The sequence below is a fragment of the Corynebacterium aquilae DSM 44791 genome (assembly GCF_001941445.1).
Classification (GTDB): Bacteria; Actinomycetota; Actinomycetes; order Mycobacteriales; family Mycobacteriaceae; genus Corynebacterium; species Corynebacterium aquilae.
On sequence record NZ_CP009245.1, the window covers coordinates 2,160,723 to 2,186,923 of the forward strand.

18 protein-coding genes and 1 riboswitch are annotated in these 26,201 nt (G+C 63.0%); of the genes, 7 read left to right on the plus strand and 11 right to left on the minus strand.

Going from position 1 to position 26,201, the window contains the following annotated elements:
• Positions 1 to 26: 26 nt before the first annotated feature.
• Positions 27 to 3,104, plus strand: a complete 3,078-nt coding sequence (locus tag CAQU_RS09095) for a PD-(D/E)XK nuclease family protein (RefSeq protein ID WP_075727088.1) — start codon at positions 27 to 29, stop codon at positions 3,102 to 3,104.
• A 29-nt stretch (positions 3,105 to 3,133) separates the two neighbouring features.
• Positions 3,134 to 6,571, plus strand: coding sequence for a UvrD-helicase domain-containing protein (locus CAQU_RS09100; protein ID WP_075727090.1), 3,438 nt, complete (start codon positions 3,134 to 3,136; stop codon positions 6,569 to 6,571).
• A 92-nt stretch (positions 6,572 to 6,663) separates the two neighbouring features.
• Here the strand turns inward: CAQU_RS09100 and proB are convergent, their stop codons facing one another.
• Together proB and obgE are read right to left on the minus strand one after the other, a co-directional pair.
• On the minus strand, positions 6,664 to 7,767 hold the full coding sequence (proB, locus tag CAQU_RS09105; RefSeq protein WP_245797338.1) for a glutamate 5-kinase: 1,104 nt from the start codon (positions 7,765 to 7,767) through the stop codon (positions 6,664 to 6,666).
• A 42-nt stretch (positions 7,768 to 7,809) separates the two neighbouring features.
• A complete protein-coding gene (gene obgE / locus CAQU_RS09110; protein WP_075727093.1) occupies positions 7,810 to 9,312 on the minus strand; it encodes a GTPase ObgE in 1,503 nt (500 codons plus the stop codon).
• Between the two features lie 231 nt (positions 9,313 to 9,543).
• Between obgE and CAQU_RS09115 the strand changes: the two genes are divergently transcribed.
• Together CAQU_RS09115 and CAQU_RS12685 are read left to right on the plus strand one after the other, a co-directional pair.
• The gene (locus tag CAQU_RS09115; protein ID WP_075727094.1) at positions 9,544 to 10,890 is read left to right on the plus strand and encodes an MFS transporter; all 1,347 of its coding nucleotides are present in this window, start codon (positions 9,544 to 9,546) and stop codon (positions 10,888 to 10,890) included.
• A gap of 230 nt (positions 10,891 to 11,120) precedes the next feature.
• The gene (locus CAQU_RS12685; RefSeq protein ID WP_157108970.1) at positions 11,121 to 11,291 is read left to right on the plus strand and encodes a hypothetical protein; all 171 of its coding nucleotides are present in this window, start codon (positions 11,121 to 11,123) and stop codon (positions 11,289 to 11,291) included.
• Positions 11,292 to 11,427: 136 nt separating this feature from the next.
• On the opposite strand, the gene rpmA is transcribed toward CAQU_RS12685, so the two are convergent.
• From rpmA to CAQU_RS09130, 3 genes are all read right to left on the minus strand, one after another.
• Positions 11,428 to 11,691: a 50S ribosomal protein L27 gene (gene rpmA / locus CAQU_RS09120; protein ID WP_075727095.1), complete on the minus strand. Its 264-nt coding sequence runs from the start codon at positions 11,689 to 11,691 to the stop codon at positions 11,428 to 11,430.
• Positions 11,692 to 11,735: 44 nt separating this feature from the next.
• On the minus strand, positions 11,736 to 12,041 hold the full coding sequence (gene rplU / locus CAQU_RS09125) for a 50S ribosomal protein L21 (RefSeq protein WP_075727096.1): 306 nt from the start codon (positions 12,039 to 12,041) through the stop codon (positions 11,736 to 11,738).
• Between the two features lie 241 nt (positions 12,042 to 12,282).
• The gene (locus CAQU_RS09130; protein WP_075727097.1) at positions 12,283 to 16,590 is read right to left on the minus strand and encodes a translation initiation factor IF-2 N-terminal domain-containing protein; all 4,308 of its coding nucleotides are present in this window, start codon (positions 16,588 to 16,590) and stop codon (positions 12,283 to 12,285) included.
• Between the two features lie 85 nt (positions 16,591 to 16,675).
• Here CAQU_RS09130 and CAQU_RS12690 point away from each other — a divergent pair, with 85 nt between their 5' ends.
• The 3 genes from CAQU_RS12690 to CAQU_RS09140 all read left to right on the plus strand — a co-directional run bounded on the left by CAQU_RS12690 (position 16,676) and on the right by CAQU_RS09140 (position 18,378).
• Entirely contained in the window at positions 16,676 to 17,119 is a 444-nt protein-coding gene (locus tag CAQU_RS12690) for a hypothetical protein (protein ID WP_157108971.1), read from the plus strand.
• A 417-nt stretch (positions 17,120 to 17,536) separates the two neighbouring features.
• Positions 17,537 to 18,058 (plus strand): hypothetical protein, encoded by a 522-nt coding sequence (locus tag CAQU_RS09135; RefSeq protein ID WP_075727098.1) that lies wholly within the window; start codon positions 17,537 to 17,539, stop codon positions 18,056 to 18,058.
• Positions 18,059 to 18,060: 2 nt separating this feature from the next.
• Positions 18,061 to 18,378 carry a transcriptional regulator gene (locus tag CAQU_RS09140; protein WP_075727099.1) on the plus strand — a complete coding sequence of 106 codons (318 nt, stop codon included), beginning with the start codon at positions 18,061 to 18,063 and terminating at the stop codon, positions 18,376 to 18,378.
• A gap of 65 nt (positions 18,379 to 18,443) precedes the next feature.
• Here the strand turns inward: CAQU_RS09140 and CAQU_RS09145 are convergent, their stop codons facing one another.
• The 6 genes from CAQU_RS09145 to CAQU_RS09170 form a co-directional block, all read right to left on the minus strand.
• Positions 18,444 to 19,394, minus strand: a complete 951-nt coding sequence (locus CAQU_RS09145; RefSeq protein WP_075727100.1) for a 2-dehydropantoate 2-reductase — start codon at positions 19,392 to 19,394, stop codon at positions 18,444 to 18,446.
• 65 nt (positions 19,395 to 19,459) lie between these two features.
• Positions 19,460 to 21,235, minus strand: a complete 1,776-nt coding sequence (locus CAQU_RS09150) for an ABC transporter permease subunit (protein WP_075727101.1) — start codon at positions 21,233 to 21,235, stop codon at positions 19,460 to 19,462.
• Between the two features lie 21 nt (positions 21,236 to 21,256).
• The gene (locus CAQU_RS09155; RefSeq protein WP_245797246.1) at positions 21,257 to 22,759 is read right to left on the minus strand and encodes an ABC transporter substrate-binding protein; all 1,503 of its coding nucleotides are present in this window, start codon (positions 22,757 to 22,759) and stop codon (positions 21,257 to 21,259) included.
• 75 nt (positions 22,760 to 22,834) lie between these two features.
• A complete protein-coding gene (locus tag CAQU_RS09160; RefSeq protein ID WP_084562982.1) occupies positions 22,835 to 24,355 on the minus strand; it encodes an MFS transporter in 1,521 nt (506 codons plus the stop codon).
• Positions 24,352 to 25,062 carry an ATP-binding cassette domain-containing protein gene (locus CAQU_RS09165; RefSeq protein WP_075727102.1) on the minus strand — a complete coding sequence of 237 codons (711 nt, stop codon included), beginning with the start codon at positions 25,060 to 25,062 and terminating at the stop codon, positions 24,352 to 24,354. The genes CAQU_RS09160 and CAQU_RS09165 overlap by 4 nt, the downstream gene beginning before the upstream one ends.
• Positions 25,049 to 25,720, minus strand: a complete 672-nt coding sequence (locus CAQU_RS09170) for an ATP-binding cassette domain-containing protein (protein ID WP_075727103.1) — start codon at positions 25,718 to 25,720, stop codon at positions 25,049 to 25,051. The genes CAQU_RS09165 and CAQU_RS09170 overlap by 14 nt, the downstream gene beginning before the upstream one ends.
• Positions 25,721 to 25,808: 88 nt before the next feature.
• Positions 25,809 to 26,030: riboswitch (cobalamin riboswitch) on the minus strand.
• Positions 26,031 to 26,201: the final 171 nt, after the last annotated feature.

Sequence of the window (26,201 nt, forward strand, 5' to 3'; positions counted from 1 at the left end):
CGCACCGGAATCTATTGTGGAAAACCATGGGACGTTTTCAGCCACTCATCGACGCCATCACCGCCGCCAAGAAAAACAACCCCCTGCAGGCAATCCACGTACTGTGCATGCCCGGCGCGCGCGACGACATCATCACCGCCCTCGCCGCGCACACCCCCATGGCAGGCGTCAGCGTCTCCGCGCTATCAACCTACGTCAACGAGCGCAGCCGGCGGCCCATCGCCTCCCGCATGTTCATCGCCCACCACATCGCCCGCCTCTTGGCCACCGACAACGACGCCAGCCACGCATTTTTCCAGGCAGGCATCGCCGACAGCCCCGCCACCTGGCTCTCCCTCGTCGACATCGTCGAACGCGTCCTGCTGATCCCCACCGAATACCGCCACCGCACCAACGGCCAACGGCTGCCCCACCACGTCGACCAGCTCGCCACCCTCGTCGCCACAGCCGCCCACACCCACGGGCTTATCACCGGCGCCGAAGCCTGGGAAGCCGCCGCCCAGAACCCGGCTAACGCGCACCGCTTCGCCGTGGACATCCTCCCCCAAACCATCACCGAACGTGACTTCCTTCGCCGCGCCACCGACCTCACCCACCTAGACACCCTTGGGCCTGCCACCTCTGATATCACCGTGGTGTCCACCGCCGAAGAACGCGACGAAGCAGCAGCAGCCGTCGACGCCGTCCGCCGCGCCCTGCTGGCAGGCATCCCACCGCACCGCATCGCGCTGGCCTACACCGACGATGCCCTCCTGGCCTACCTGCGCATGGAAGCCGCCGACACCCCCCTTGCCGGCCCCACCCTCGGCAGCCGGCTCAGCGAACCCCTCATCCGCGCCTTCCACGCGCTAACCAGCCTCGACCCCACCCACATCGACACCAACCTGCTCGTCGAAGCGCTCAACACCAACACCATCACCACCCGCGGCGGCAGCCCCAACCCAGCCACCCTCGAACGCATCGCCCGCACCCACCCCCGCAGCCTGCCACCGGTGAGCACAGACACCGACGACACCACCGCCACAGCCCTGCGCTGGGCGACAGCCGTCATCGACGACATCCGCCGCATTCACGCCGCAGAGACCTTCACTAGCCTCGCCGACGCCCTGACCCATCTGGTCCGCACCCACCTCACCCCCACCCACGCGCCCACCAACACCGACCCCACCCACGCCTCCTACGCCCTCATCAACAACGTCATCGCGCAACTGCGCACCCTGCCCGGTGCCCTGGGCCCACAGGGAGTAGCCGGCGCCCTCGAACTGGTCACCCAATCCCTCTCCATCCCCCGCGAACCCACCACCCAAGGACCCACCCTGGGCCCACTACCCCACGTGCTCGGCCGCGACCTCGACCTGCTCGTCATCGCAGGCACCTCCTCGACCACCCTGCCCCAAGCCGTCAAAGAACACTCCGCCATCACCTTCGCCCAACTCGACACCGACACCGCCAAGGAAGTCCAACACCAAAAAGACCTCCTAGAAACAGCACTACAAACCGCCAGCCGCGTCCTGGCCACCACCCGCCGCACCAGCATCACCGGCGGCACCTACCGGCCCTCCCGCTGGCTGCCCGACCCACAACCCGCCACCGCCACCACCCACCGGGGAGCCGCCTACCGCTGGCGCCACCACACCGGGGCCGACTACAACCTGCGCGAAGACGCCCACGCCATCTACTCCACCCGCGTCATCTCCCAAAACCTCGCCCCCACAGACAGCATCGACAGCGACATCGACGCCCAAGCCCGGCGCGCCCGCGCCCTCCACCACGCCCGCACCACCGGCGAACACACCGGGGACGGCCGCGAATACAACGGCTTCGTCGGCCCCCTGCAACGCATGCTCAGCGAGCAGGCCCAATTCAGCGCCTCAGCGCTGGAAAACTACGCCAACTTCCCCTACGAATTCTTCCTCACCCACGAATGCCGGGCCTTTATGCCGGACTCCCCCTTCGACCCGGAAGGCATCAACCCCCGCGACCGCGGCACCTGGATGCACGCCATCGTGCAAAACTTCACCAACCAGCTGTGGGAGATCCACCCGGAGTCCACCGCCCCCTTCGCCTTCGACCCCGCCACCCGCCGCATCCTCGTCCAACCCGCCGCCCCCTACCGCGCACAGCCCAACACCACCCCCGCAGACGGCATGCTCGACCTCGGATTAAACACCCCAGCCCAGGCGGGGGCCCGCATCCTGAACGTGCAGGAATTCGCCGAACTCGAACAACACCTCGGCCAGGACGCGCTGGGATCCTGGACGCTGGAAACCATCCCACCCGACCGGCAGCGCGCCCGGGAGCTCCTTTCCGCCACCGTGCAAGCCGAACTGCAGCAGCACGCCGACATGCTCGACGCGCTTCAGCCCGCGGCCCGCAGCCACATCGAAGACTTCCTCCGCACCACCGCCGCCGCCTGGTTCGACCACGAATTTTCCAACTACGCCGAAGGGTGGGTGCCCCTAGCCAGCGAGCTGAACTTCGGCACCTACAGCGACGGGCGCGCCCACACCGGCTTTGAAAACGCCCGCATCACCACCGACCAGCACGACATCCGCATCCGCGGATCCATCGACCGCATCGAATTCAACACCCACGACCGCTCCATCCGGCTCGTCGACTACAAATCCGGGCGCGCCCCATCACGCACAGACAACACCATCCGCCTCCAGCTGCCTTTCTACGGCGAAGCTTTCCGCCTCACCGGCCAGCTCACCGCCCCCGCCCCCGGGCTGAAAACCGCCTGGAGACTGTCCTGCGATCTCACCGGGGTCAAAAACCACCCCGACCTAAAAGGCCGCTACCTGTACCTGCGTTCACTATCCGAAGATCCCTGCGTCGATGCGGATCTTTCCACCGCCACCCGCGCCGAATTCCACCGCACTGTTAACGCGCTGCTCAACGGGATGGCCGCCGGATACGCTCCCCCACGCCCGCACAGCGACGGATCCAACTTCATGCGTTTCCTCGACGACCTGGAAGTCCGCCTCGGCTATGCCAGCTACGACCAGCAAGCCCACGCTCTGGCGGCCGACAGCCCCGTAGACGCCTTCGCCACGGATAATCCCACTTTCACCACCGACAGCACCGACCCCGCCGACCGCTGAAAGCTCAGCACAACCCCCAGGACGACACCATGACGACTTCCGCGCCGACCCTGAGCGACCACAGCGCCCGCGACAGCATCACCCACGAAACCGACACCACCTTGTTCGTCGAAGCGGGTGCCGGCTCGGGCAAAACCCACCACCTCGTCGAGCGACTCATCACCCTCATCGTCGACGACGGCGTCCCCATCGAAGCCATCGCGGCAATCACCTTCACCAACAAAGCAGCCGACGAGCTAACCGACCGGCTGCACCGCGCGCTCAGCTCCATTGCCGCCGACGGCCAACTGGTCTCCCCGCACGCCGACCAGCCCCGAACCTTTTCAGATCCGCAGCAAGCCCGCGCTCGGGCCCGCCGCGCGGTAGAAAACCTGCCCGGCGCCGCCATCGAAACCCTGCACGCCTTCTGCCAGCGCATCCTGACCCGGTACCCGCTGGAAGCCCATATCCCGCCGACGTTTACCGTCGCCGACGGATTCCAGCCCCGCCCAGGGCTCAGCGTCATCGACACCCTGATTCACCACGCCACCGAAGCACGCACCGACGAGCACGGCTCCACCATCTACGACGACTCCGGCGAGGTGTGCTACGCCCACAATGAGAACATCGACACCGCCTTACGTTTCCTGCTGGGCCAAGGGGTCAGCCCGCGGGCGCTGAAAAAATTCGAAAACTTTCTCGCCGAACGCTGGAGCGAACTCGCCCACCTCACCCCCAGCCGCGAACCCGAACCCACCCCATTTACAGACGAGTTCCTCCAACAGCGCATTGGTGCGCTGCGGGTGCTAGCGGAGGCGAAAAAGGATCCCACCGTCACTGACCCACTCAACGACGTCATCGTCTCCCTGACAGAATTCCTCAACCACGCCCTGTCGCTCAATGTGGCCTCCCGCGCCACGCTCGCCTGGCCGAAACCCAGCGGCCTAAAAAAGCTCGGCACCGCAGCCCAATGGAACGGCATCACCAAAGTCCGCCAGGGCATCAGCGAACAAATTGACCTCATCTCGCAACGGGCAGCCGGTTTTCAACGCCAAGCCCTCGCAGTGCTGCGCGACGAACTGATCACCCAGGTCCCCCAGGCCGCCCGCGACCGAATCACCCGCGGCGACCTGCAGTACCACGACCTGCTGTTCCTCGTCGATGACATGCTGCAGCGCGATGCAAGCGTGGCCGCCGCACTCCACCAGCAATACCAACGCATCCTCATCGACGAATTTCAAGACACCGACCCGGTGCAGCTGCGCATCGCCACAGCCATCACCAAAGACCCGCACTCCCAGCAGCCCGTGGCGGGAAGCCTGTTTACCGTCGGCGACCCCAAACAGGCCATCTACCGTTTCCGTGACGCCGACATCGACACCTACCTGGCGGCGCGGACCGAACTCGGCGCCAACACCAAAACCTTAAGCACCAACTTCCGTTCCGCCCCGGCGGTACTGGACTGGGTCAATGAATTCTTCGACCACTGGCTGCACACCATCAACACCTCCACCACAAACCCCGACTCCCCGGCCCCACAGGTCGAATTCCAGCCCTTAAACCCCCGGCCCGGAGCCAGCAACGACGGCTACGGCGCCTGGGCCATCGTGGCGAAAACCCCCGGCACGGCCGCCCAGACCAACAGCCGCGGCACCATTGTCGGGTGCCCCGACGTGGCCCCATCCGGGGGCTCCGGGGCCGCCCACCTGACCATCGCCCACACCATCCGGGCGCTGGCCACCGGGGACGTCTCCGCGTTTGCCGGCCTACCGGAAGTTGAACCCTGCCCCCTCGACGACATCGTGGTACTCGTCGCGGCCCACCAAAAAGCGCGCGACCTGATGCGCCTGCTGGGTTCGCTCAACATCCCCTACCAGTCCGAAGGCTCCACCCTGGCCTACGCCGGCGCTGAAGTCGAGGCCTTGCACTGTGTCCTCTACGCCATCGCCCACCCCGACAACGCCTTCGGCATCGCCGCCAGCCTGCGCAGCCCACTATTCGGCATCAGCGATACCCAACTCGCCGAGTACTCCTACGCCCACCCCGATTTCCCCTTCACCACCCCACCCCCGGATGAAGATCACAGCCTGGTGGCTGATGCGCTGCGCACCCTGACGCGGCTGCGTCAGGACACCCGCGGGATGGATACCGGAGAAATCGTCAGTTTCGTAACCCGCGAACTTCAGGTGCGTGCCGTGGCCTGCGCCATGGAAAACTACGCCGACGACGCGCTACGCCGCATCGATTTTGTGCTCGCCCAGGCCCGGGCTTTTGCCGACAACACCCAAGGCTCCCTCCGTAGCTACCTGCAGTGGGTGGACTCTATTCACAACCCGGATGTCTCAGTGCCGGTCGAAACCACCGAGTCGGCGCGCACCGGGTGCGTGACCATCATGACCATCCACGCCGCCAAGGGGCGGGAATTCCCCGTCGTCATCCTGGACGGGCTCAGCGACCAGGAAAACTCCAACCCGCAACACACCGCAGGGTTTTCCCCAGATCGCACCCGCATCGATTTCAAGGTTGGTGGGTGCGAAACCTCCGGCTACGCCGACTGGCTCGACAGCGAAAAACAGGCCCGCACCGCAGAGCTGGCGCGCCTGTTCTATGTGGGTGCCACCCGCGCCAAAAAGATGCTGTTCGTACCGATCATTCCGCGGCTGACCACCAAGGCCGTGACCAGTGAGCTGACCGGGGAGGAAATCCGGGTGGCCTACAGCAACTCCAAAGGCGCCACGCTTTTCCGCTACCTGCAAGAACACGACTCCCTGGCGCGGTGCGCCTGCGATATTTCCCTGCCCGAACCGTTGGATCTCGACGAGGCTGCGCGCCAGCCGTTCCCGGAGGACGTCTATGAGCGCATCGACGCCGCCAACAGCACCATCGCCACCGTGACTGCTGCGGCCCCGCGCCGACGCGGGGTGACCTCCTTGGTGCACGGCGAGGACACCACGCTGGAGCCACTGGCCGGTTTCGCCGAGCTACCCTCGCTGCCCGGCGCCAATCGCCCCGAGCACGGCACCGACTACGGCACGGCCCTCCACCTGGCGATGGAACGCATTTCTGTGGCTGAAGTCGATAAGGATCTTCAGGCCAGCATCGCCGCCGCCATCGCCGATACCGCGGTGGCGCTGAACCCGAAGCAACACGAAGCGTTGACACAAGACGTCCGCATGCTGCTGATGGATCCACACGTGCGGGCAGCGCTTAAGGCCCCGAATCATCGAGAATTGCCGGTGTTGGGCACCCTGGCCGACGGCACCGTGGTCGATGGTGTGATCGACCTGTTGTATCGAGAAAGCGACGGGTGGGTCATCGCTGACTACAAGACCGACGCCGGGGTATCTGACCGCACTCGGCTGGAGTACTTCCACCAGCTCAAAACCTATGCGGATCTGATCAGCCGTACGCTAGGCGAGCCCGTCAAGCGCCTGGAATTGCTGTTCTTGCGGGAGCAGCACGTGCAGATTCAGACACTGAGCGTGTAAGCGTGGCTTTCAAGCGCACAAAATAGCGCGACCAACAGCTGCCCGGCCCCACCTATCTTGCGAAGGTGAGGCCGGGCAGGTGTTTTTGGGGTTTAGGCGCGGCTGGCGTAATTCGACAAATAGTCGGCGTGGACTACCGGGCGTTGTTGGTCTGCTGGTAGGTCCCCGGAGTGGCGGCCAAGCATTCCGGCCAGGGTGTGGGAGTCGTAGTTGACCTCGCCACGGCCAATCATTTGGCCTTTGGGACCGTGGATCTCAACGATGTCGCCCGGGTGGAATTCACCGGAGAAGTCGGTGATACCTACTGCCAGAAGGCTGTTGCCGCCGGCAGTCACGGCCTTCATCGCGCCCTCATCCACGCGAATGGTGCCGGAGACGTCGGCCGCATACAACGCCCAGAACTTCCAGGCGGTCAGTCGGCTGCTTTTCGGGTGGAATACGGTGCCGACGCGGGCCTCGCCGACGGCTTCGGCGATATTCGCCGCCGAGGTCAATAGCACGGGAATGCCGGAGCGGCTGGCCAGCCGTGCAGCAGAGACCTTACTGGCCATCCCGCCAGTACCAACCCTGCCACCATCACCGGCGACCACATCGGCCAGATCATTGCCGTCTTTGACTTCGGCGATAAAGCGGGCAGTCGGATCGGTGGGGTTTTTGTCGTATAAACCGTCAACATCCGATAGCAGGATCAGCGCGTCGGCGCTGGTGAGGTGGGCAACGATGGCCGCTAGTCGGTCGTTGTCGCCGAAGTTGATTTCGCCGGTGACCACCGTGTCGTTTTCGTTAATGATGGGCACCACACCCATCTGGCGCAGGCGGTCGATGGTGCGTTGTGCGTTGCGGGCGCGGGTGCGATTACCGGCATCGGCGGCGGTGAGCAACACCTGGCCGATGACTTTGTCATAGCGCGCGAAGCTGCGCCCCCACTCGTTGGCCAAAAACACCTGCCCCACTGCGGCGGTGGCCTGCTTGTTGGCCAGATCCTGGGGGCGTGCTTTCATACCCAAGGGGGCCATGCCCGCGGCGACAGCACCGGAGGAGACCACCAGCACGTCACTGCCGCGCCCCATGCGCGCCTGGAGGGCGTCGACGAAGGCGTCAATACGATCCGGCTGGATCCAAAAGTCATCACCGGTCAGGCTGGATGAGCCAATCTTGACCACGATCTTTTTTGCCCGCGCGATGCGCGCACGCACCTCGGCTCCCTCCAGGGCCACGGAGTTCTCCCCTGCCATCGGCTAGCCCTGCCAGCGGTCGCGATCGGCTTCCTGGCCGTCGCCGAAATCGAATTCGTCGATGAGGCCACGGCGCACCTGGGAGGCGCGCTTACGCTCAGCGGCGGAGACACGGCCGGATTGTTCGAGTCGGATGTCAGTGCCGCGACCGGTCAGCGTGGTGTCCACGCCAGCGGCGGTCATCGGCTCCCATTCGAAGGACACCTCACCAATGGTGACGGTGCAGCCCTCAACCGCGCCGGCTTTAAACAGGGCTTCCTCCACTCCGAGCTTGGCCAAACGGTCGCCGAGGAAGCCGACCGCCTCATCGTTTTCGAAGTCGGTCTGGCGGATCCAGCGTTCGGGCTTTTCGCCACGCACGATGTAGCCGTCCTCAACCTCGGGATCGGCCTCAATGACGAAGTCCTTCTTCCCATCGACTGCCTGCGGACGCAGGATGATCTTGGAAGTGGCTTTTTGCTTCGGCTGGTTTTTGCGGTGCTCGTTGACCATGTCCATCAGGGCGTACTTCAGCGGCTCTAGGCCCTGGTGCGCGACGGTGGAGATGATAAACACCGGCCAGCCGAACTTTTCCTTGATGTCATCCAGCAAGAACTCGGCCAGCTCCTTGGCCTCCGGGACATCCGCCTTGTTCAGGATGATGATGCGGGGGCGCTTTGCCAGATCCCCCAGCCCGGAATCGTTGCTGAGCGCGGATTCATATGCCGCTAGCTCTGCTTCCAGGGCCTCAATATCGCTGATGGGGTCGCGGCCGGGTTCCAGGGTGGCAACATCGACCACGTGTGCAAGCACGGCGGTGCGCTCGATGTGGCGCAAAAAGTCCAGACCCAGCCCCTTGCCTTCGCTGGCACCGGGGATCAGCCCGGGCACGTCCGCGATGGTGAAGGTGCTGTGCCCGACGTTGACCACGCCAAGGTTGGGCTGCAGCGTGGTGAAGGGGTAGTCGCCAATTTTTGGCTTCGCCTTGCTCAGCACGCTAACCAGGGAAGATTTACCAGCAGAGGGGAAACCCACGAGTCCGACATCGGCCATGGACTTCAACTCCAGGGTGATGTCGTGTTGTTCGCCCGGCTCGCCCTTCAATGCGAAGCCGGGGGCTTTGCGGGCGCGGCTGGCTAGCGCGGCATTACCTAGGCCACCGTGACCGCCTTGGGCTGCGATATAGCGCATCCCGTTGGTGGTCAGATCGGCAACCTGGTTGCCCTTGTCGTCAAAAACGACGGTTCCGGCGGGAACCTGCAGCACGAGATCCTCACCGCGTGCGCCGTTGCGGTGATCGCCGGCGCCATTGCCGCCGCGCTTGGCTTTGATGTGGGGGCGGAAGTGGAAGTCCAGCAGGGTGTGCACCTGGGGTGAGACTTCGAGGATGATGTCGCCACCGTGTCCACCGTTGCCGCCGTCTGGTCCGCCCAGCGGCTTGAACTTTTCGCGGTGGATGGAGGCACAGCCATTGCCTCCATCTCCTGCGATCAGGTGGAGTACTACGCGGTCTACAAAGCGGCTCATTCGCCCAAGGATACCTGACACACGCTGGAAGTTAGGTGCCCGCCGGTATGGGCACCTGGGAAAACCACCCCCAACACATTATGTCGCTTAGCTCACAATGTGGTAGGTATATGTGTCGGCCATCACCGTTTTGGGTGGCGTGCACTACCCGCGTCGTGCCACCTGTGGTGATTCCTGCGCGACACCCACCCGCCGCCGTTTTTCGTATACGAGCGCTCACGAGGAGACCCCATGAGCACACCATCACCAAAGTCCCAAGCGACGACGAGCCCCACTAACCTGCGCGTCCTCACGGGCAGCCTGGCCGGAAGCACCATCGAATGGTTCGATTTCTTCCTCTACGCCATGGCCGCTGCCATCATCTTCGATAAGCAGTTCTTCCCCACCGATGACCCGCTGGTTAGCCAGATGCTGTCCTATTTGACGCTGGCCTTGACCTTCTTCATCCGCCCCTTCGGCGGCATTGTCTTTAGCCACATCGGCGACAAGGTCGGCCGCAAAAAGACCCTGGTGATCACGCTCACCATGATGGGTGCGGCGACCGTAGCCATCGGTTTGTTGCCCACCCACGATCAGGTTGGCGTGTGGGCCCCGATCTTGTTGATCGTGTGCCGCATCCTCCAGGGCCTGGCAATTGGTGGCGAATGGGGTGGCGCACTGCTGTTGGCCTATGAGTATGCGCCGAAAAACCGGCGTGGCTTTTTCGGCTCCGTTCCTCAGACCGGCGTGACCGTCGGTATGTTGCTGGCCTCGTTCAGCTTCGCCCTGGTTTCCCGCCTGCCGGAGGAACAGTTCACCTCCTGGGGTTGGCGCCTGCCGTTTATCGCCTCCATTGTTTTGGTGCTGATCGGCTTGGCCATCCGTAAGGGACTGGGCGAGACCCCCGACTTCGAGCAGGCACAAGAGTCCGGCGATGTAGCTAACATTCCTCTGGTGGATACCCTGCGCGATCACTGGGGCAGCGTGCTGATTGCGGTAGGCACCAAGGTCGTGGAAACCGCCCCCTTCTACATCTTCGCAACTTTCTCGGTGTCCTACGCGGTCACCGCTCTGGGCTACGAACGCCTGACCATGCTCAACGCCGTCTCGCTGGGTGCATTCTTGTCCTCCATCATGATTATGGTGATGGGTCGAATCTCGGACAGCATTGGCCGTAAAGCAGTATTCCTGGCGGGTTCTGCCGCGACGTTCGTCTTCGCTGCCCCCTTCTTCATGATCTTGGGCCAGCAGTCCACTGGCGCAGCCTTCTTGGCCATCGGCATTGGTCTGGCTGTGGTGTGGCCCCCGGTCACCGCCACCTTGGGCACTTTGATGTCCGAGACCTTTTCGGTGCGCGTCCGCTACACCGGTGTCACCCTTGGTTACCAGATCGGCGCCGCGCTGGCTGGTGGTACCGCCCCGCTGATCGCGACCTGGATGCTGGATGCCTTCGACGGTTCCTGGCACCCCATCGCCATCTACGTCTGCATCCTGGCGATTATTGGTTTTGCCTCTGCCGCTCTGTCCCCGGTGGTGGTGCGTAAGGAATCTGAGCGTATCGCCGCCCGCGGAGACGTCGTGTCCGCCGACGCGGCATAAGGACTAGAAAAGCGCCTCCCCGCATCCATCCCGGTAAAGCGCCTCACAGGCTCTCTGAGAGCCATTTGTGGGGCGCTTTCGCATGGCTGCCCCCTTGAGTCCTCTACCCCAAGCCCGCCTGCCCCTCGAGCTCACCAGCGCTAGCTTTCTGTATCTGCCGCTCCTTGCGTTTGTGGGATTACAGATGGGTTGCCAAAAGACCTGTCTAGTATCGGTTGGTGGAGAAAGTCATGAAGTCGAACAAAGAAAAAGCCCTGGCTGTAGCCATTGTGGCGATCATTTTTATCCAAGCGATCGGCAGCGTGTTGTTTGATTATCCTTTTTGGCTCACGGGCATTGTGATCTGCGCTGCCGTGGTGGTGTTTTATCTCGCCTCGCACTCGGGTGGGGATTCTTCCTAGCGGCCGTCTAATTTGGGAGACAACGCAAAACCGCCACATCACCTCGAGGAGATGATGTGGCGGTTTGAAGCTTTTTGCCACGCCCGTGGCTCACCTGCATGGGGAGCCGGGGCGCAGTTTCCAGCCTGAAGCGTGTTTAGGCAGCAGCCTCAGCCGGCACGATGTTGATCATGCGACGGTTACGCTTGGTGGAGAACTGGACGTGACCTGCGGTCAGTGCGAACAGAGTGTCGTCACCGCCACGGCCGACGTTCTCACCGGGGTGGAACGAGGTGCCGCGCTGGCGGATGAGGATCTCGCCGGCCTTGACCTGCTGGCCGCCGAAGCGCTTCACGCCGAGGCGCTTGGACTCGGAGTCACGGCCGTTGTTGGAGCTAGATGCACCCTTCTTGTGTGCCATGTTGGTTTCCCTCCTTTAAGAGAAATTGTGAAGCCTTGAGCGGCTTACTTGATGCCGGTCACCTTGATGACGGTCAGCGGCTGACGGTGGCCCTGACGCTTCTTGTAACCAGTCTTGTTCTTGTACTTCAGGATGCGGATCTTCGGGCCCTTGGTGTGCTCGACGATCTCGGCGGTGACGTTCACCTTGGCGAGCTTATCTGCGGCGGTAGTAACAGTTGCGCCATCGACGAGCAGAACCGGGGTGAGAGCCACGGACGAACCCGGCTCACCCTCGATCTTCTCGACCTTGACGAGGTCACCTTCGGCAACCTTGTACTGCTTGCCGCCGGTCTTGACGATCGCGTACATAGGAGGGCTACCCCTTATCTAGGAAGTCGGTTCGCGCGGCGCGGGTGTGCACCGCAGCGAGTTGGACGAATGTTTCTTAGCTGCCCGTTATCTTTAGCAGCTTTTCTTTGCCACGGGCACAGCTTCGCGCAAAATTTGCGCGGTTGAGATGTACCGTGCCCCAAAAAGCCGATGTGGCAGCGACTGTCCAAGGGTACCCGCTACCACACCGGAACACCAAACCGAAAAGGTTCAGTGTTGGTTAGTTACCGCGTGTCGTACGTGACCCACGGCGCCGAGTGCGGGTAGTGCTTCCCGCGGATTCTTCCTGTTTATCCGCATTCTTGGAGCTTCGACGGCGTGTCGATCCTCGCTGTGCGGAGTCTTTTTCAACGGGGGTACCTTCGGCCTTGTCGGCGGCCACTCGACGGCGACGTCGGGTGGTTGCACCCGACTCCTTCTTTTCTTCCGCGGCGGGCTCGTCTGCGGGTGCAGACGCGCGCTTGCGCGGCTTTTTAGCCGGAGTCTTTGCTCCACCGTCGGCGTCTTGGCTATCGGCCGATGTGGTGGCGCGGCGACGGCGTCGGGAGGCTGCACCGCTGTCGGCTGCAGTATCCCCGCCATCGTTGGTGGTTTCCTGCGGCGCTGCTTTTTTCGCGGCGGCACGGCGACGCGGCTTTGCAGGGGCCTCGTCGGCGTCCTGTGCGGCGGGTGCGGCTTTCTTAGCAGTACCGGCTGCGGCTTTGCGGCGGCGGGTGCGCTGCGGGGTCGCGGGCGCGGATTCCTCCGTGGCAGCTTCCGGTTCCTCGGCGGTATCCGCGGCCAGTTCTGACAGGTCGGCAGGTACCTCCAGCACCTTGACGGCGCGGCGGCGGGTTGCCGCGCTGGCGGCAGCGGCTTTGCGGCGACGGGTGCGACGCTGGCTGGGGGTTTCACCGGTGTTGTTGTCAGTGTCGGCGGGGTTATCCGCGGGGATGGCGGTGGTGTCGTCGATGATTTCTTCTTCGATACCGTCGTCACCGAGGGCGACCTGTTCGACCTTGACGCGGCGTCGCCTGGTGGTCTCGCCGGCGCCTGCCTTGCGGCGGCGGGTGCGGGAAACCGGGGCGACGGTGTCGGCGTCTTCGGCAGCCTCTGCTGCCTGGGCGCGGGCTTTTTGGGCTGCGCCTCGGGCTACTTGTGCGTCTTGGGCGTCGTGGGCGGCAGCGTCGAGACGCTGCTGGCTGTCGCGCAGCGCTGCGGCGTTGTCGCCGCTGGCGTTTTCGGGGTAGTCCTCCGGTCGCGGTGGCACGTCGGAGCGGCTGTTGCCGCGGGTGGCGCGCTTGCGTCGTGGGGATGCCTCGTAGGCGGCTAGGGCTTCTTCGTAGGTGGAGAATTCCAGGCCGGCTGCGGCGACGTCTTGTTGCGGGGTGGCTGCAGCGGTGGCGGAGACAACCACGTCGACGTCGCTGTCGGCGTTGGCTAGTTCCCGCACCTGACGATCGGAGTCCTTCTCGGCGCGGTCGCGGGTGTTTTTTCCACGTCGCGAGGCGCCACTGCGGCGGCGAGTGCGGGAGGTGGTGTGCTCCGGCAGGTAGTCCGCACCGCTGGGCTCGTCGGGGTCTTCGTTGTCGGCGACTGCGACCGCGGCGGCTGCAATAGCTGCGATATCGGAGGCGTCGTCGTCATCGTGATCGTCGTGCTCGTGGGAACGCGCGGATTGTTTGCGGTTGCCTCGCTCCTCGTCGCGACGACGTCCGCGACGACGGTTGCGACCACCGCGGGAGTCTTCCTCGGAGGTCTGTTCGCGGTCGCTTTCGGCGTCGTCATCGGGGACGATGGCAGCGACCAGCGACTCGAGGTCTTCGTCGATGGGGCGGCGGGTTGTGCGCTTTGAGCGCCCGCGGTCGTTGTCGCGGTCTTTGGTGTCCTCGCGCCCACGGTCACGCGAGTCACGGGAGTCGCGATCGTGGTCGCGGTCGCGGTGCTCGTCACGGTCGTGGTCTTTGCGGTCGTGGTGGCCGCCGCGCTTTTTGACGTGACGTTCCGGGTCGTGGTGTTCGACCGGGTCGTCGTGGATGATCAGGCCTCGGCCTTCGCATTCCTCGCATTCGGTGGCGAAGGTTTCGATGAGTCCGGTTCCCAGGCGCTTGCGGGTCATTTGCACCAAGCCCAGGGAGGTCACTTCGCTGACCTGGTGGCGGGTGCGGTCGCGGCCGAGGGCTTCGGTAAGCCGGCGCAGCACGAGTTCTTGGTTTTCGGGCAGCACCATGTCGATGAAGTCGACGACGATCATGCCGCCCATGTCGCGCAGGCGCATTTGGCGGACGATTTCTTCGGCCGCTTCGAGGTTGTTGCGGGTGACGGTTTCTTCAAGGTTGCCGCCCGAGCCGGTGAATTTGCCGGTGTTGACGTCGATGACGGTCATGGCTTCGGTGCGGTCGATGACCAGGGTGCCGCCGGAGGGCAGCCACACCTTGCGCGAGAGCGCCTTGTGGAGCTGTTCGTCCAGTCGGTAGTGGGCGAAGACGTCTTGGCCGTCGTGGTCTTTGGGTTCGAATTTGGTGAGTCGGTCGTAGAGGTCGGGGGCTACCGATTTCACGTATGCGCTGACGGTGTTCCAGGCGCGGCGGCCTTCGACGACGAGTTCTTCGAAGTCTTCGTTGAACAGGTCGCGGACGACCTTGACCAGCATGTCGGGTTCTTCGTAGAGGGCGACGGGGCCGGAGGTTTTGTCTTTTTTGAGTTCGGCGACGCGAACTTTGATGTCTTCCCACAGGCCATGCAGGCGCAAGACGTCGGCTTCGATGTCTTTTTCGGACACGCCTTCGGCGGCGGTGCGAATGATCGCGCCGCCGGATTTCGGCACCACGGTGCGCAGGATTTCTTTGAGGCGTTTGCGTTCGGTGTCGGGCAGTTTGCGGGAGATACCGGCGTTTTTGCCGCCGGGGACGTACACCAGGAAGCGTCCGGCTAGGGAGATTTGGGTGGTCAGGCGGGCGCCTTTGTGGCCGACGGGGTCTTTGGAGACCTGGACGAGCACGTAGTCGCCGGCTTTGAGGGCTTGTTCGATGCGGCGGGAGCGGCCGCCGAGTCCGGTGGAGCGCCAGTCAACTTCGCCGGCGTAGAGCACACCGTTGCGGCCTTTGCCGATGTCGATGAAGGCGGCTTCCATGCTGGGCAGCACGTTTTGGACGCGGCCGAGGTAGATGTTGCCGACCAGGGTGGATTGGGTTTCGCTGGTGACGAAGTGTTCGACGAGGAGGCCGTCTTCGAGGACTCCTACCTGGGTGACGAGTCCCGGGTGGTCGGTGCGGCGGCGGTCGCGGACGACCATGGTGCGGTGGACGGATTCGCGGCGAGCGAGGAATTCTTCCTCGCTGAGCACGCGCTTTTTGCGGCCTTCTTCGCGGCGGTCGTGGCGGCGCCGGCGTTGTGCTTCCAGGCGGGTGGAGCCTTTGATGGCTTTGGGCTCGTCGATTTCTTCGACGTCGGTGGTGGTGGCCTCAGTGGTGGCTTCGGCTGCCTTAGTGTCTTTGTCGCCCTTGCCGCGGCTGGCGCCGCGACGGCCACGGCGGCGGGTGCGACGAGTGTCATCATCCGCGTCGTCCGCGTCGTCGGCGGTGGTTGGGGGAACGAATAGCGGCGCGGTCGTCGGCGGCTGGAAGATGGGGGTGATCATGGTGGCCGCGGGTGCTGGTGCGGGTGCTGGTGCGGGTGCGATCTCAGGGACGACGTCTTCGAGGGGTTCGGCGTCTTGTTCGGCGACGACCGCGTGGGCGAATTCTTCGGAGCCCCCGGCTGTTTCGGCGAGGTCGCGCTCAACCTTTTCTTCGATCTGTTTGATCTCGTTGGCGACGTTCTTTTCCACGCGGGCGCGGATTTTTTCCTCGTCGGGGTTGGCGGTGGTGGGCTTAGGCGTGGCCAGGGAGTCGATCAGGCGCAGCGCTTCCTCCCGGGACAGGGTGGATTGGGCAACCTTGACTAGGCCCAGCCCGTCTAGGGCGGCAATGAGGTCCTTGGAGGACGCTTTGAGCTGCTTGGCCAGGGCATGTACGCGGATTTTTTGGCCGAGGACATCGCGGTCGTATTCGGCGGCTGCTTTTTGCAGGGGGGTGGGCTCGGCAGCGTCAGTGACGGGGGCCTTGTGGGCGGCTGTGTCGGTGGCTTTGCCGCGACGACGGGTGGTGGTGCGTGCCGGTTTGGTTTCTTCTGCCGGGGCTGCAGCCGTGGTGGTGGCGGTGGTCTCAGCGCTGTTTGCCTGCTCGGCGGTCTTGCGGGAGCGGCTGCTGCGCGTGGTGGGGGCCTTGGTGGTGCGCTTGCGGGTCTTTTTCGGCTCGGCTACCTCGCCTTCAGCGCCTTCAGCTACCGCCACTTCCGTTGCTGTGGCTTTAGTGTCGGCCTTCTTGGTGGCCTTCTTGGCTGCCTTTTTGGTGGCTTTTTTCGTAGCCTTAGTGGCTTTAGTGGCCTTAGTGGCCTTGGTGGCTTTAGTGGCCTTTGTAGCCTTGGTGGCTGTGGTCGCGGCGCGCTTGCGGGTACGGGTGCGCGACTGGTTTGCAGTTGTCTCAGTTGTATCGGTGGTGTCAGCCACGAAAACTCCTTAGAGGTTTTCGCGAGGGCAACCCGCCCAAGAAAATTGGCGAACCCCCTGGGGCCACACGCCAGACGGCGCAGGCATGATTACCAGGGATTCACTCACCTGCGCTAAACACCCGGGCGCTGAACGCGTCGACGTGCTTTTGGCACGCCACTCGCGATCGCAGCCGCGCGGGAAGCGCAGTTTGTCCGTTCACTACCTGCCGGCGCTGCGCGATGGCGCGCAGCGTCCTTGGCAGGTGGTGTTCTTGTCACTTTCTCGGGAAGTGAAACCCTCACTCAAAGTGTTGGGACATCTTTTTTGTGTTTGGCCGGCGCTGCTGGAATGCGTTGTGAAGACAAAAGAAGAAGTCTTTGAGATAAACGCGAGAAAAACAGTCAAGGGCGCCGGGGCGAAACAGGTGGGGCGTGCTGGAGTAAAACGTCGACTCGTCGGGTCAGGAAAACCGCTGGCAGCTGGTTTCTTGGCAAGGGATCGATCGATCCGCAGGTCCCCATCAAAAGATGTGTGGGAAAAGTTATGAAGTTGTGGGCGTCTCCTCCGCGTGTGGCGCCACAAGGTTGCGGCTCGCGAAGGCGAGGTCATGATGAGCACCAACGCTTAGAGCGCGGCACCGCATCTCATTGTTCCACATCCTGAAGCCTCGGTGTTGGGAAGCAGCACCCAAAGTCGTCCCGCCTTCTCTCGCGCCTGTCAGCTGCGCGTTGTGCTGGCGCGGACGGTGGGTGCCGAAAAAGACTTGCCATGAACCACCCGCCAGCCCTACACTTTCCACATAAGAAAGTAAGGCTTCGGGGAAATATTCCGCAAGCTTCGGTGTATAACCTGCACCCAAACCGCAGCCATGCCACCTTCAAAGCGTGTAGAAAATTTCTACGATAACCCCAGGTTTGCCCCTTTGGAAAACAAAGCGCAGTCAAAGAGCACAGGAGTAAAAACCATGAGCGAAGACAGCACACTTCCACCCACAAAACAGCAAGCTCTCACCCAACTCGCCGCCGTCGATGCCATCAACCACGAAGTCAAAGCCGTCACAGAACTGTCCTGGCCCATCCGGATCTTCTTCGGCGCATTTTTCGGCCTCTACATCGCAACCGCCATCATCTTCGGCGCCAACTGGTTCGCCGTCGCTTTCCTCCTGATTTTGTTGCTGGGAGTGGCCTTTTTCTACCTGCGCAGCAGAAAAATCGGCGTCCGCGCATCCAGCCGCACCGAATTCGGCACCGCAGCTCCCAAGCCAAGCACCCGCACCACCGTGTCCCTTATCGTGCTCTACGCGATGACCATCGCGCCGACGTTGTTTGTCAACGACATCCACCAGGGACTATCCGGCACCACCAGGACCATCGTCGGCGCCACCGTGGGACTGGTCTACTTCGTCGCCACCACCCTTCTCATCAGTGACGACACCTTCTACCCTCGCGGCACCGCAACCAAGCACGCACCCGGGCAGGAGAAGTAGTCATGGGAGAAATCGATCCAACCATCCACCCCATCGCCAGGCTAAAAATCTGCGCCGCCCTCGCCGCAGCGCGCGCCGACGTCGACCACCGCGAAATGCGCTTTTCCAACCTAGCGAAAGTCACCGACCTCTCCCCTTCAGCGCTGTCGAAAAACCTCTCCACCCTGGAGGCAAAAAACTACATCAACCGCATCCGCGAATGGGGCACCACCAGGGACAAAGACCAAGTATGGGTCTCTTTAACCCGGCAAGGCCTGGCCGCCTATGAAAGCCACGTCGAAGCACTCAGAGAACTCGCCGGAGACATTCCCACCGAATAACGCCACAGCACACGCGCTGCAGATGACACACCACACGTCACCCGCAGCGCGTCCGTTTTTCTTAGCTATTCACCATCTCGTGCGGGCACCGAAAAGCGGGGCTCCACCCCGTCCCTGCGATCAAGCTCCAATTCCAACAGCGCACAAATCGCCCGGGACGCATCCACGCGCACCCCCTTACTGTCAGCGAGTCGAATCACCGCCGGCAACTGGGCGCTGAGCTCACAGGTATCCCCCCGCAAAAAATCCCGCTGCATCGACGTCGTCGACCCCGAAGGCATCTTGTCGGAAAAAGCCAAGGTTTGCGCCACCGCGTCCTCAGCAAGCGGCACCCCCATCGCCACACCAGTGCGATACACGTCATCCATCATGGCCTCAAAAGTAGGACGCAAACGACCATGAAGCACATCCAACGGCGCGTTGGCCGCCGACCCCAAAGCCCCAAACGTCGCCACAAACATCGCCTTCATCCACACATCAACCAAGATGTCATCCAGGAAGTCACCACCAACGCCTGAACGATTCAAAGCGGCAACCAGATCGCGGGCCGCCTGCCGGGACTGCTCATTCGTCCCCTCCAACGCGCCCACATTCAAACTCAACGGACCCGGCGTAAAAGCAATAGTGGCCGGACCAAGGTAGTGCATAAACCCACGCACCACCCCCGGAACCACCCACTGCTCCCCCACCGCATCAGCGGCAATATAGGGCGACTCCACCGAATTCTGAGTCAACACAATCGGAACGTTCGGGGGCAGATTGTCGAAAGTGTGCGCCGGATCCAGCGCTTTCGTGGCAATCACGATGCAATCAGGATTTTCCAATTCGGCGACACTACCCACCGTCGGAATATCAAGCGTCTTCTTCGTGCCCAGATCATCAAAAACCAGACCACGGGAACGCAACCGCTCATACGTCTGCCCACGAGCAACCAGCGTGACATCTTCGCCAGCCTCGTGAAGTCGTGCACCAAATGTTCCGCCGACCGCGCCGGCACCAAGGATCGCAATCTTCATACCTCGACGGTAATACAGCTCACATCGCGATGGGGTGGTTTCGCACAACACCCGCCCAAGAAAAACTACGATCCAGCGGATTGCTCTTTCACTACCCGCCGGCGACGCCGCGGCAGCAAAGTGGTGTCCGTCGCCAGCGCGGCCGCCACACCCAAAGCAATCAGCAACACCGTCGGCGCCGCCATCACCCAGGGGGCGCGCTCGGCGTAGCGAATCGACTCCGACAACACCACCCCCCACTCCGGCGAATCATGCGGCGCGCCCAAACCCAAAAAACCCAAACCAGCCAACGCCAACGCATTATGCGCCACCCGGCTTGCCGCGTGACGAACCGTTGCCGGCACCACCGTCGGCAACAGGTGAAACACCACCACCCGGGCGCGGGAGGCCCCCATCGTTTCAGCCCAACGCACATAACCGGTCGCGCGGGTTTCCTGTGCCACCGTCGCCGCATGCGCAGCCAAAGGAATCCAGCCGACCAACACGACCGCGCAGGCCGCCGTCAACAAAGAACCACCAAAAATACCGGCCAACACCAACCCGATCAGCACCGCCGGCAACGCATTCAGCGCGTCACCAACCCGGGACGCCCAGCGACCCGACAAACCCAACACCAACCCCACCAGCGCACACACCGCCGTCACCGCGACCGCCGCCCCGATGGTGTACACCGCACCGTGCGCCAAGCGAGCCAGCATGTCGCGCCCCAACTGATCAGTTCCCAGCGGATGGCTCACACTCGGCGGCAACAACCGCAAAGAGGTAGTGATTTCCAGCGGACGCAAAAGCCCCACCAACACCAACACCAGCGGCGCAATACTCAACACAAACGGCACCAACCCAAAAGGCTTCACCACTGCCGATCGGGCCGCCGCATCGTTATCGCTGCCCACCAGTGGGGCCAACAACACATTCCGGAAGATAGTGGCCGCAGCACCGGCAACAATTCCGATAGCCACCACCGTGACCAGCACGACCTGCAGCACCGGAATGTCCTGATTGGTGGCCGCCGTTAATGCAGTACGCCCAAATCCGCTGATTCCGAAGGTGTTTTCCACCAGCACCGTAGACGCCAACGTGCCGGCAAAAAACAACACGACCAACGGCGCCATCGTCGCAATACTGCGCACCGTAATAGCGCGCGCAATCCGGGTGGCGTTTACCCCGTTAATCCTCCAGGAAGCAACCCAGGCTTCCTGGCCAATGGTGTCGATCGTGATCAGTAGAACACGGCCCAATAAACCGGCCGAAGGGATCGCCAGCGCTAACACCGGCAACGCACTCATGCCCGTCACCGGCTGCCAGGCCAGCCGCAAACCAACCACCACCAGCAACACCACCGCGAGAACGAATTCCGGGATAGAACCCAACACCGCCATCGCGGTGATATCCGTGGCGCGGGCGTTTTTGCCCCGCACCACAGTCACCAATCGGGGCACAGCCAAAACAAACGCCAAAACGCATCCCACCGCAGTCGATACCGCGGCCAAAGTCGCAGAAGTCGCAAGACCTGCCCAGGCCATCTCGGTGGCGCTACGGGAGGTCGACACCCAGGAAGTACCGAAATGGCCAGAAAATGCCTGCGTTATCGACTCCCACGGGCTTGTCGGCAGGTTCAGCTCTACCCGCAGATCCTGCAGGATCTGCGGATCTGGGGCGCGTTCAGCTTCCCGCGCGCGAAACACCGCCATCGCCGGGTCACGATGCCCAATCCACGGCAGCAGGGCCGCCACCAGCAGGGCGGCCGCCAGCAGCAGCACCGAGGTGACAACGCTAGGCACCACCTGACGCGCCCAGCGCACCAGAGGCCGGCGTGTGGTGGAGGCGGTGTCCGTTGTCATGCGGGAGTCCTGTCCTAGTGATTACTTGCTGGTATCGACAGTGATCAGGCGACGCTCGAAGGGGTCATAGGTGACGTCCTTCAGATCCTTGGTCGCAATCATGGAGTACTCGTGCGCGAGCGGGATCACCGCGTTATCGCCAACAATCTGGGCACCGATTTCGGCAGCCTTCTTGAAACGTGCATCCATATCTTCAATGTCGGCAGCTTTGGTGATCTCCTGATCGATGTCCTGGTTGCAGTAACGGGACAGGTTGTAGGAGCCATCGCAGGTGTAGTCACTGGCGAGGAAGCTGACGGGGTCCGCGGCACCTAGCTGGTAGTTGCGGGAACCGATCACCGCATCGAATTCGCCATCAAGCAGTGCGGCTTCCATGGAGTTGTAGTCGGAAACCTTCACATCGACCTCAAAGCCGGCTGCGCGAAGCTGATCCGCAATCACCGAGGCAACTTCGCCAAGCTCAGGCCGCTCGGACCAGGTGGCGAGGGTGATCTTCTTCCCGGCCGGATCCGTTGCGCCCTCGGTGGTGTTGTGGGAATCAGCCGCGCTGGCCCAATCGACGGTGGGAACGAAGATTGAGCCCTTCGCATCACCGGCGTGGCCTTCGTAGATGGCCTCGATGATGTCCTTGGGGTGCACAGCCTTAGCGGCAGCAGCACGCAAGCCCGCATCCTGGAATGCGCCCTTGGCGGAGTTGAGGTGCAGGTACACGCCGCGCGGCAGCGGGGTCTGGTTGACGTCGATGTCTTTCAGGCTGTTGAGCTGAGCGATCGGCACCGCCTGGGCGAGGTTGACTTCACCAGAGCGAATGGCGTTGGAACGTGCGCCGCCATCGGTGAGGAATTCAACGTCCATCGCCTCAAGCTTCGGGGCGCCACCCCAGTAGTCACCAAAGGCCTCGGCGTGCGCCTTACCGTCGGACAGCTCAGTGATGGTGTAGGGGCCGGTGGCGGTGCCGACAACGCTGGGGCTGGCGGGGTCGGTGTACGCGGACTCGGCAAGGATGATGGTGCCTGCGTCAGCGAAGCGCTGCACGAGGATCGGGTCGGCAGCTTCCGCCTGGACGCGCACCTTGTCTTCGCCGTCGGCGGTGAAAGTCAAGGGCTTTTTGCCCAGGCCCTTCGGCCGGCTGGTGGCATCGAAGGCTGCCTGCAGGGAACGGACCACAGCGGCGCTGTTCATCTCGGTGCCATCGTGGAATTTCACGCCCTTCTTCAGGGTGAATTCGACGGTGCGATCGTCGATGCGGTTGACGCTGTCGGCAAGCCAGGGCTGGGCGACACCGTCTTTGTCGAGTTGTACGAGGGTTTCGCCCACGCCCATGCGGGTATTGAGCAGCGCATCATCAGAGAACGGGGAAAGGTGCGCGACAGGTGCGAAGGGCAGCGCGATGGCGGTGGCGTTATCGGCCGGGGCCTTGTCGGCGGCGGTGGTGTCCTCACTGCCGCAGGCGCTCAGCCCGAAGACCAGCGCGGGTACGAGGGTGATGCCGGCGAGAGCACGCAATGTGGTGGATTTTTTCACGTTTGTGTCCTTAAAAAAAAGGGGGAAGGGATGGTGAATATGCAGTTATAGACCGGAGGTTTCCCTCGGTACATTTTAGTGGGAAACTTTTTGGACTTTGGCCGATGCTGTCCGAGAAGTAGCGATGATGCGGGGCATGGCGACAGCGGAGGCCGCCATGAGTGCGGTGAGCACCACCCAGGGGGCTGCGGCGGGAATTCCGGTGATCTCGGCGTAATCGAGAAGTTCGCCGACCACCAGGGAGGACAACAGCACCGCCAGCCCGCCGAAGGAATTGAGGAATCCGTAGTAGGAGCCGAGATTTTTTTCACCGGCAACGATGCCCACAACATCGCGGGAGGTCGGCACGGCCAACATTTGCCCGGTGTGCAACAGCGTCAGCATGAAAAGCGCCGGTGCCAAAGCGCCAAACCCCGCTGGATGGTAAAAGGTGGCGGAGATGGCGACGACGGCGAATCCTAGTGCTTGCAGGGCAAAACCGATGGCAATGCTGGGCATGGTGCCGATTCGGCGGGCTAGCCGGGCGATCGGCAGCTGCAACACGAGAATCAGGATGGATGAGTAGACGAACATCCACCCAAGTGCGGTTTTGCTCCCGGTTGCCCGTTGCAGCTCCGTGGGAAGGGAGAGGTACTGCTGGTTGTAAGCGACCAGGCCGGTGGAATACGCCAGGGCAAACAGGACGAATTCCTTGTGCTTGAGCACGCGGGCGAAACCCGCGAGCACAGATTGTTGCTGGGTGGTGGTGTCGACGTGGGGCACGACCAGTAGGTGGGAGAAGAACAGGAACGCGAATATTCCAGCAGCAACGAAGCAGGTGATGTGGAAGCCCTGCTCGATCAGGGCGGCACCCAACAGTGGCCCGGTCAGTGCGCCGACGCGGGAGAAGAAAACATCCATGGCGAATAGCTGGCTGCGGGGGATGCCGCCGGCTTTTTCGAGTTGGGCGCCCCGCACCGCAAATGCTGCTTCGGCGGCTGGGGAGAATAGCGCGGCCGCGAAACCAATGAGGATAACCGCCAGGATGAGGGTTTCGATGCTGTTGGACAGCCCGGCGAGCACGAATCCGGCAACGCGGATGGCAACGCCGGTGAGCAGGACGGGTTTGATGCCGAAGCGGTCGGCGAGCCCGCCGCCGACGAAAAAGAGTCCCTGTTGGCTGAAGGTGCGCAAACCCAGGACGAAGCCGACCATGACGCCGCTGGCTGCCAGGGAGTCGGTCATGTAGTTCGCCAGGAACGGCACGACGAGGTAGAAGCCGACGTTGAACAGCATTTGAGTGACCAGCAGCAGCTGTAGTTCCAGCGGCAGTGAAACAAAAGCGCGGACTTCGCTGCCAAGATGGCTGCCGAGGCGGTAGCGCCGGCGAGAAGAGGAGCTTTGGGGCTCGGTGGGGTGCTCGTCCGGGGCTGACTGTGGGCTAGATGAGCCATCTCCGGCAGCGACGGTGGCGAGCAGTTTGCTGGGTGTTGCGCTGGTTTTTTCGGTGCGGGTGCAGGCGTTGCCGGGGTGTTCTTGGTGGTGCGGGCTGGGCCGGGTGGCGCCGGCACGGTTGGGTTGCAGGTTGAGGTTGTCCGGTGGGGTGTTCTCACTCATTGGGCTAGGACCTCCTCGGCGGCAAGTAGTTCTTTTCGGGCATCGCTGGCGTTGTCGTCGTTGGTGAGCAGCCTGCTGGCTGGGCCTTGTTCGGCAATGGTGCCGCCGTCGAGGAGCAGGTAGCTGTCGCAGATGCTGGCTGCGGCGTAGAGGTCGTGGGTGATGAGCACCAGTGCTGCGCCACTGCGTTCGATGCTGTCCAGGCACAGTTGTGCGGTGGTGTGGTCGAGGGCGCTGATCGCTTCGTCGGCGAAGATAATGTCGGGCTGGTTGATCAGTGCCCGGGCGATGGCGACGCGTTGGCGTTGCCCGCCGGATAGTTGTGCAGCACGACGGTGACCGAGGTGCGGGTCAAGGCCGAGGCTTGTAAGAAGTTCGCTGGCGGCGGGGTGGGCCTGGCGGCCGGCGCGGGTGCCGCGGGCAATGGCGATGGGCTCGGTGATGATGTCGAGGATGCTCATGTGGGGGTTGAGGCTGGCGTCGACGTCTTGGGGGATATACGAGAAGGTGCGCGGGGTGGTGGCGGTACCGCCGTCTGGGGTGATGGTGCCCATCAGCAGCCGCATGATGGTGGTCTTTCCGGCGCCGCTGCGTCCGATGAGCGCCAGGCGGTGCCCGGGATGGACATCGAGGGTGATTTCGCTGACGCGCCCGGTGACGGTGGCGTGGTCGAGTCGGGCCAGGGGGCTTGGGCTAGTGGTCGTCATGGGGTGCTCCGGCGGCGGCGATGGGCCCGTAGTGGGCGGTGAAAATGGCGCTATCTGGCTGCTTCTTTAAGGTGATGGCCGTGTCGCACAGGAATCTTGCTGCACCGTGGTGGTGGCTGATGAAGATGACTGTGGTGTTGCCGGCGGCGTGGTCGAGGGCACGCAGCACGTCGACGATGGCAACCGGGTCGAGTGCGGAGGTGATTTCGTCGGCGATGATGATGTCGGGTTGGGAGGCTAGTGCGAAGGCGATGGCTGCGCGTTGGCGTTGCCCGCCGGAAAGTTCTAGGGGGTACTTGTGGGCGTTGTCGCGGCTAAGCCCCACCTGTTCGAGGATGCTGGTGTCGCCGAGCAGCCGGATTTGGTTCTCGACCCGCATAAGGGGGTTGAGCGCCCCGAAGGAGTCTTGGGCGACGTATCCGACGCGCCCGGAGACCTGCAGGGATTCGGCGCTCACGGTGGCGGTGGTGGGGAGGAATCCGCCGATGGTGGCCGCCAGGGTGGATTTTCCGGAGCCTGATGGCCCGGTCAGTGCGACTCGTGCCCCGGCGGGGATGACGAGTTCGTCGATGTCGATGCCGACGTCGTGGTGGGCGTTGTCGTAGCGCACGCGGACGTGCTTCATCGACACCGCCGGCGGTGGAGACAGCTGTCCCATCGCAAACGATCCTCACATTCGCCACGTGGGGTCAAATACTCGTGACCGCAGTGGCAGCTCGCGGGCGCACCCAAGTAAGTGTGCGCCGTAAAACCGGTCATCTCCTGTAGGTCTCCTGGCTTCAACGCCGTCACACGGCCGCCGACACCTCGTTGGTGGCGAGGTTTTCAGGCCTTCCCGGGGGCGTGTTTGCCCCTAGTGGCCTCGCGCGGGGCGAGGCGGTTCGTGTGGTGTCGCGTCATACAGTGGCGAGTACCGCTTCCGGATTCACACCGGAGATTCCCTTGACACAGGTGATGTTGTTCTTTTCTTCCCCGGTGAGTTTACCCACCAGCTTTAGCTAATGCATGTTGGTATCAATTGAACATGCCACTGGATCGTTTCTCAGGCAGGCACTTCGTTAGCGGGGTCAGTTGGGTTTGGGCGGATGGGGGCGGCCGGCAGCTTCTGCAGCAGCAGCGGTGCAGGTCTTCTCCCCCAC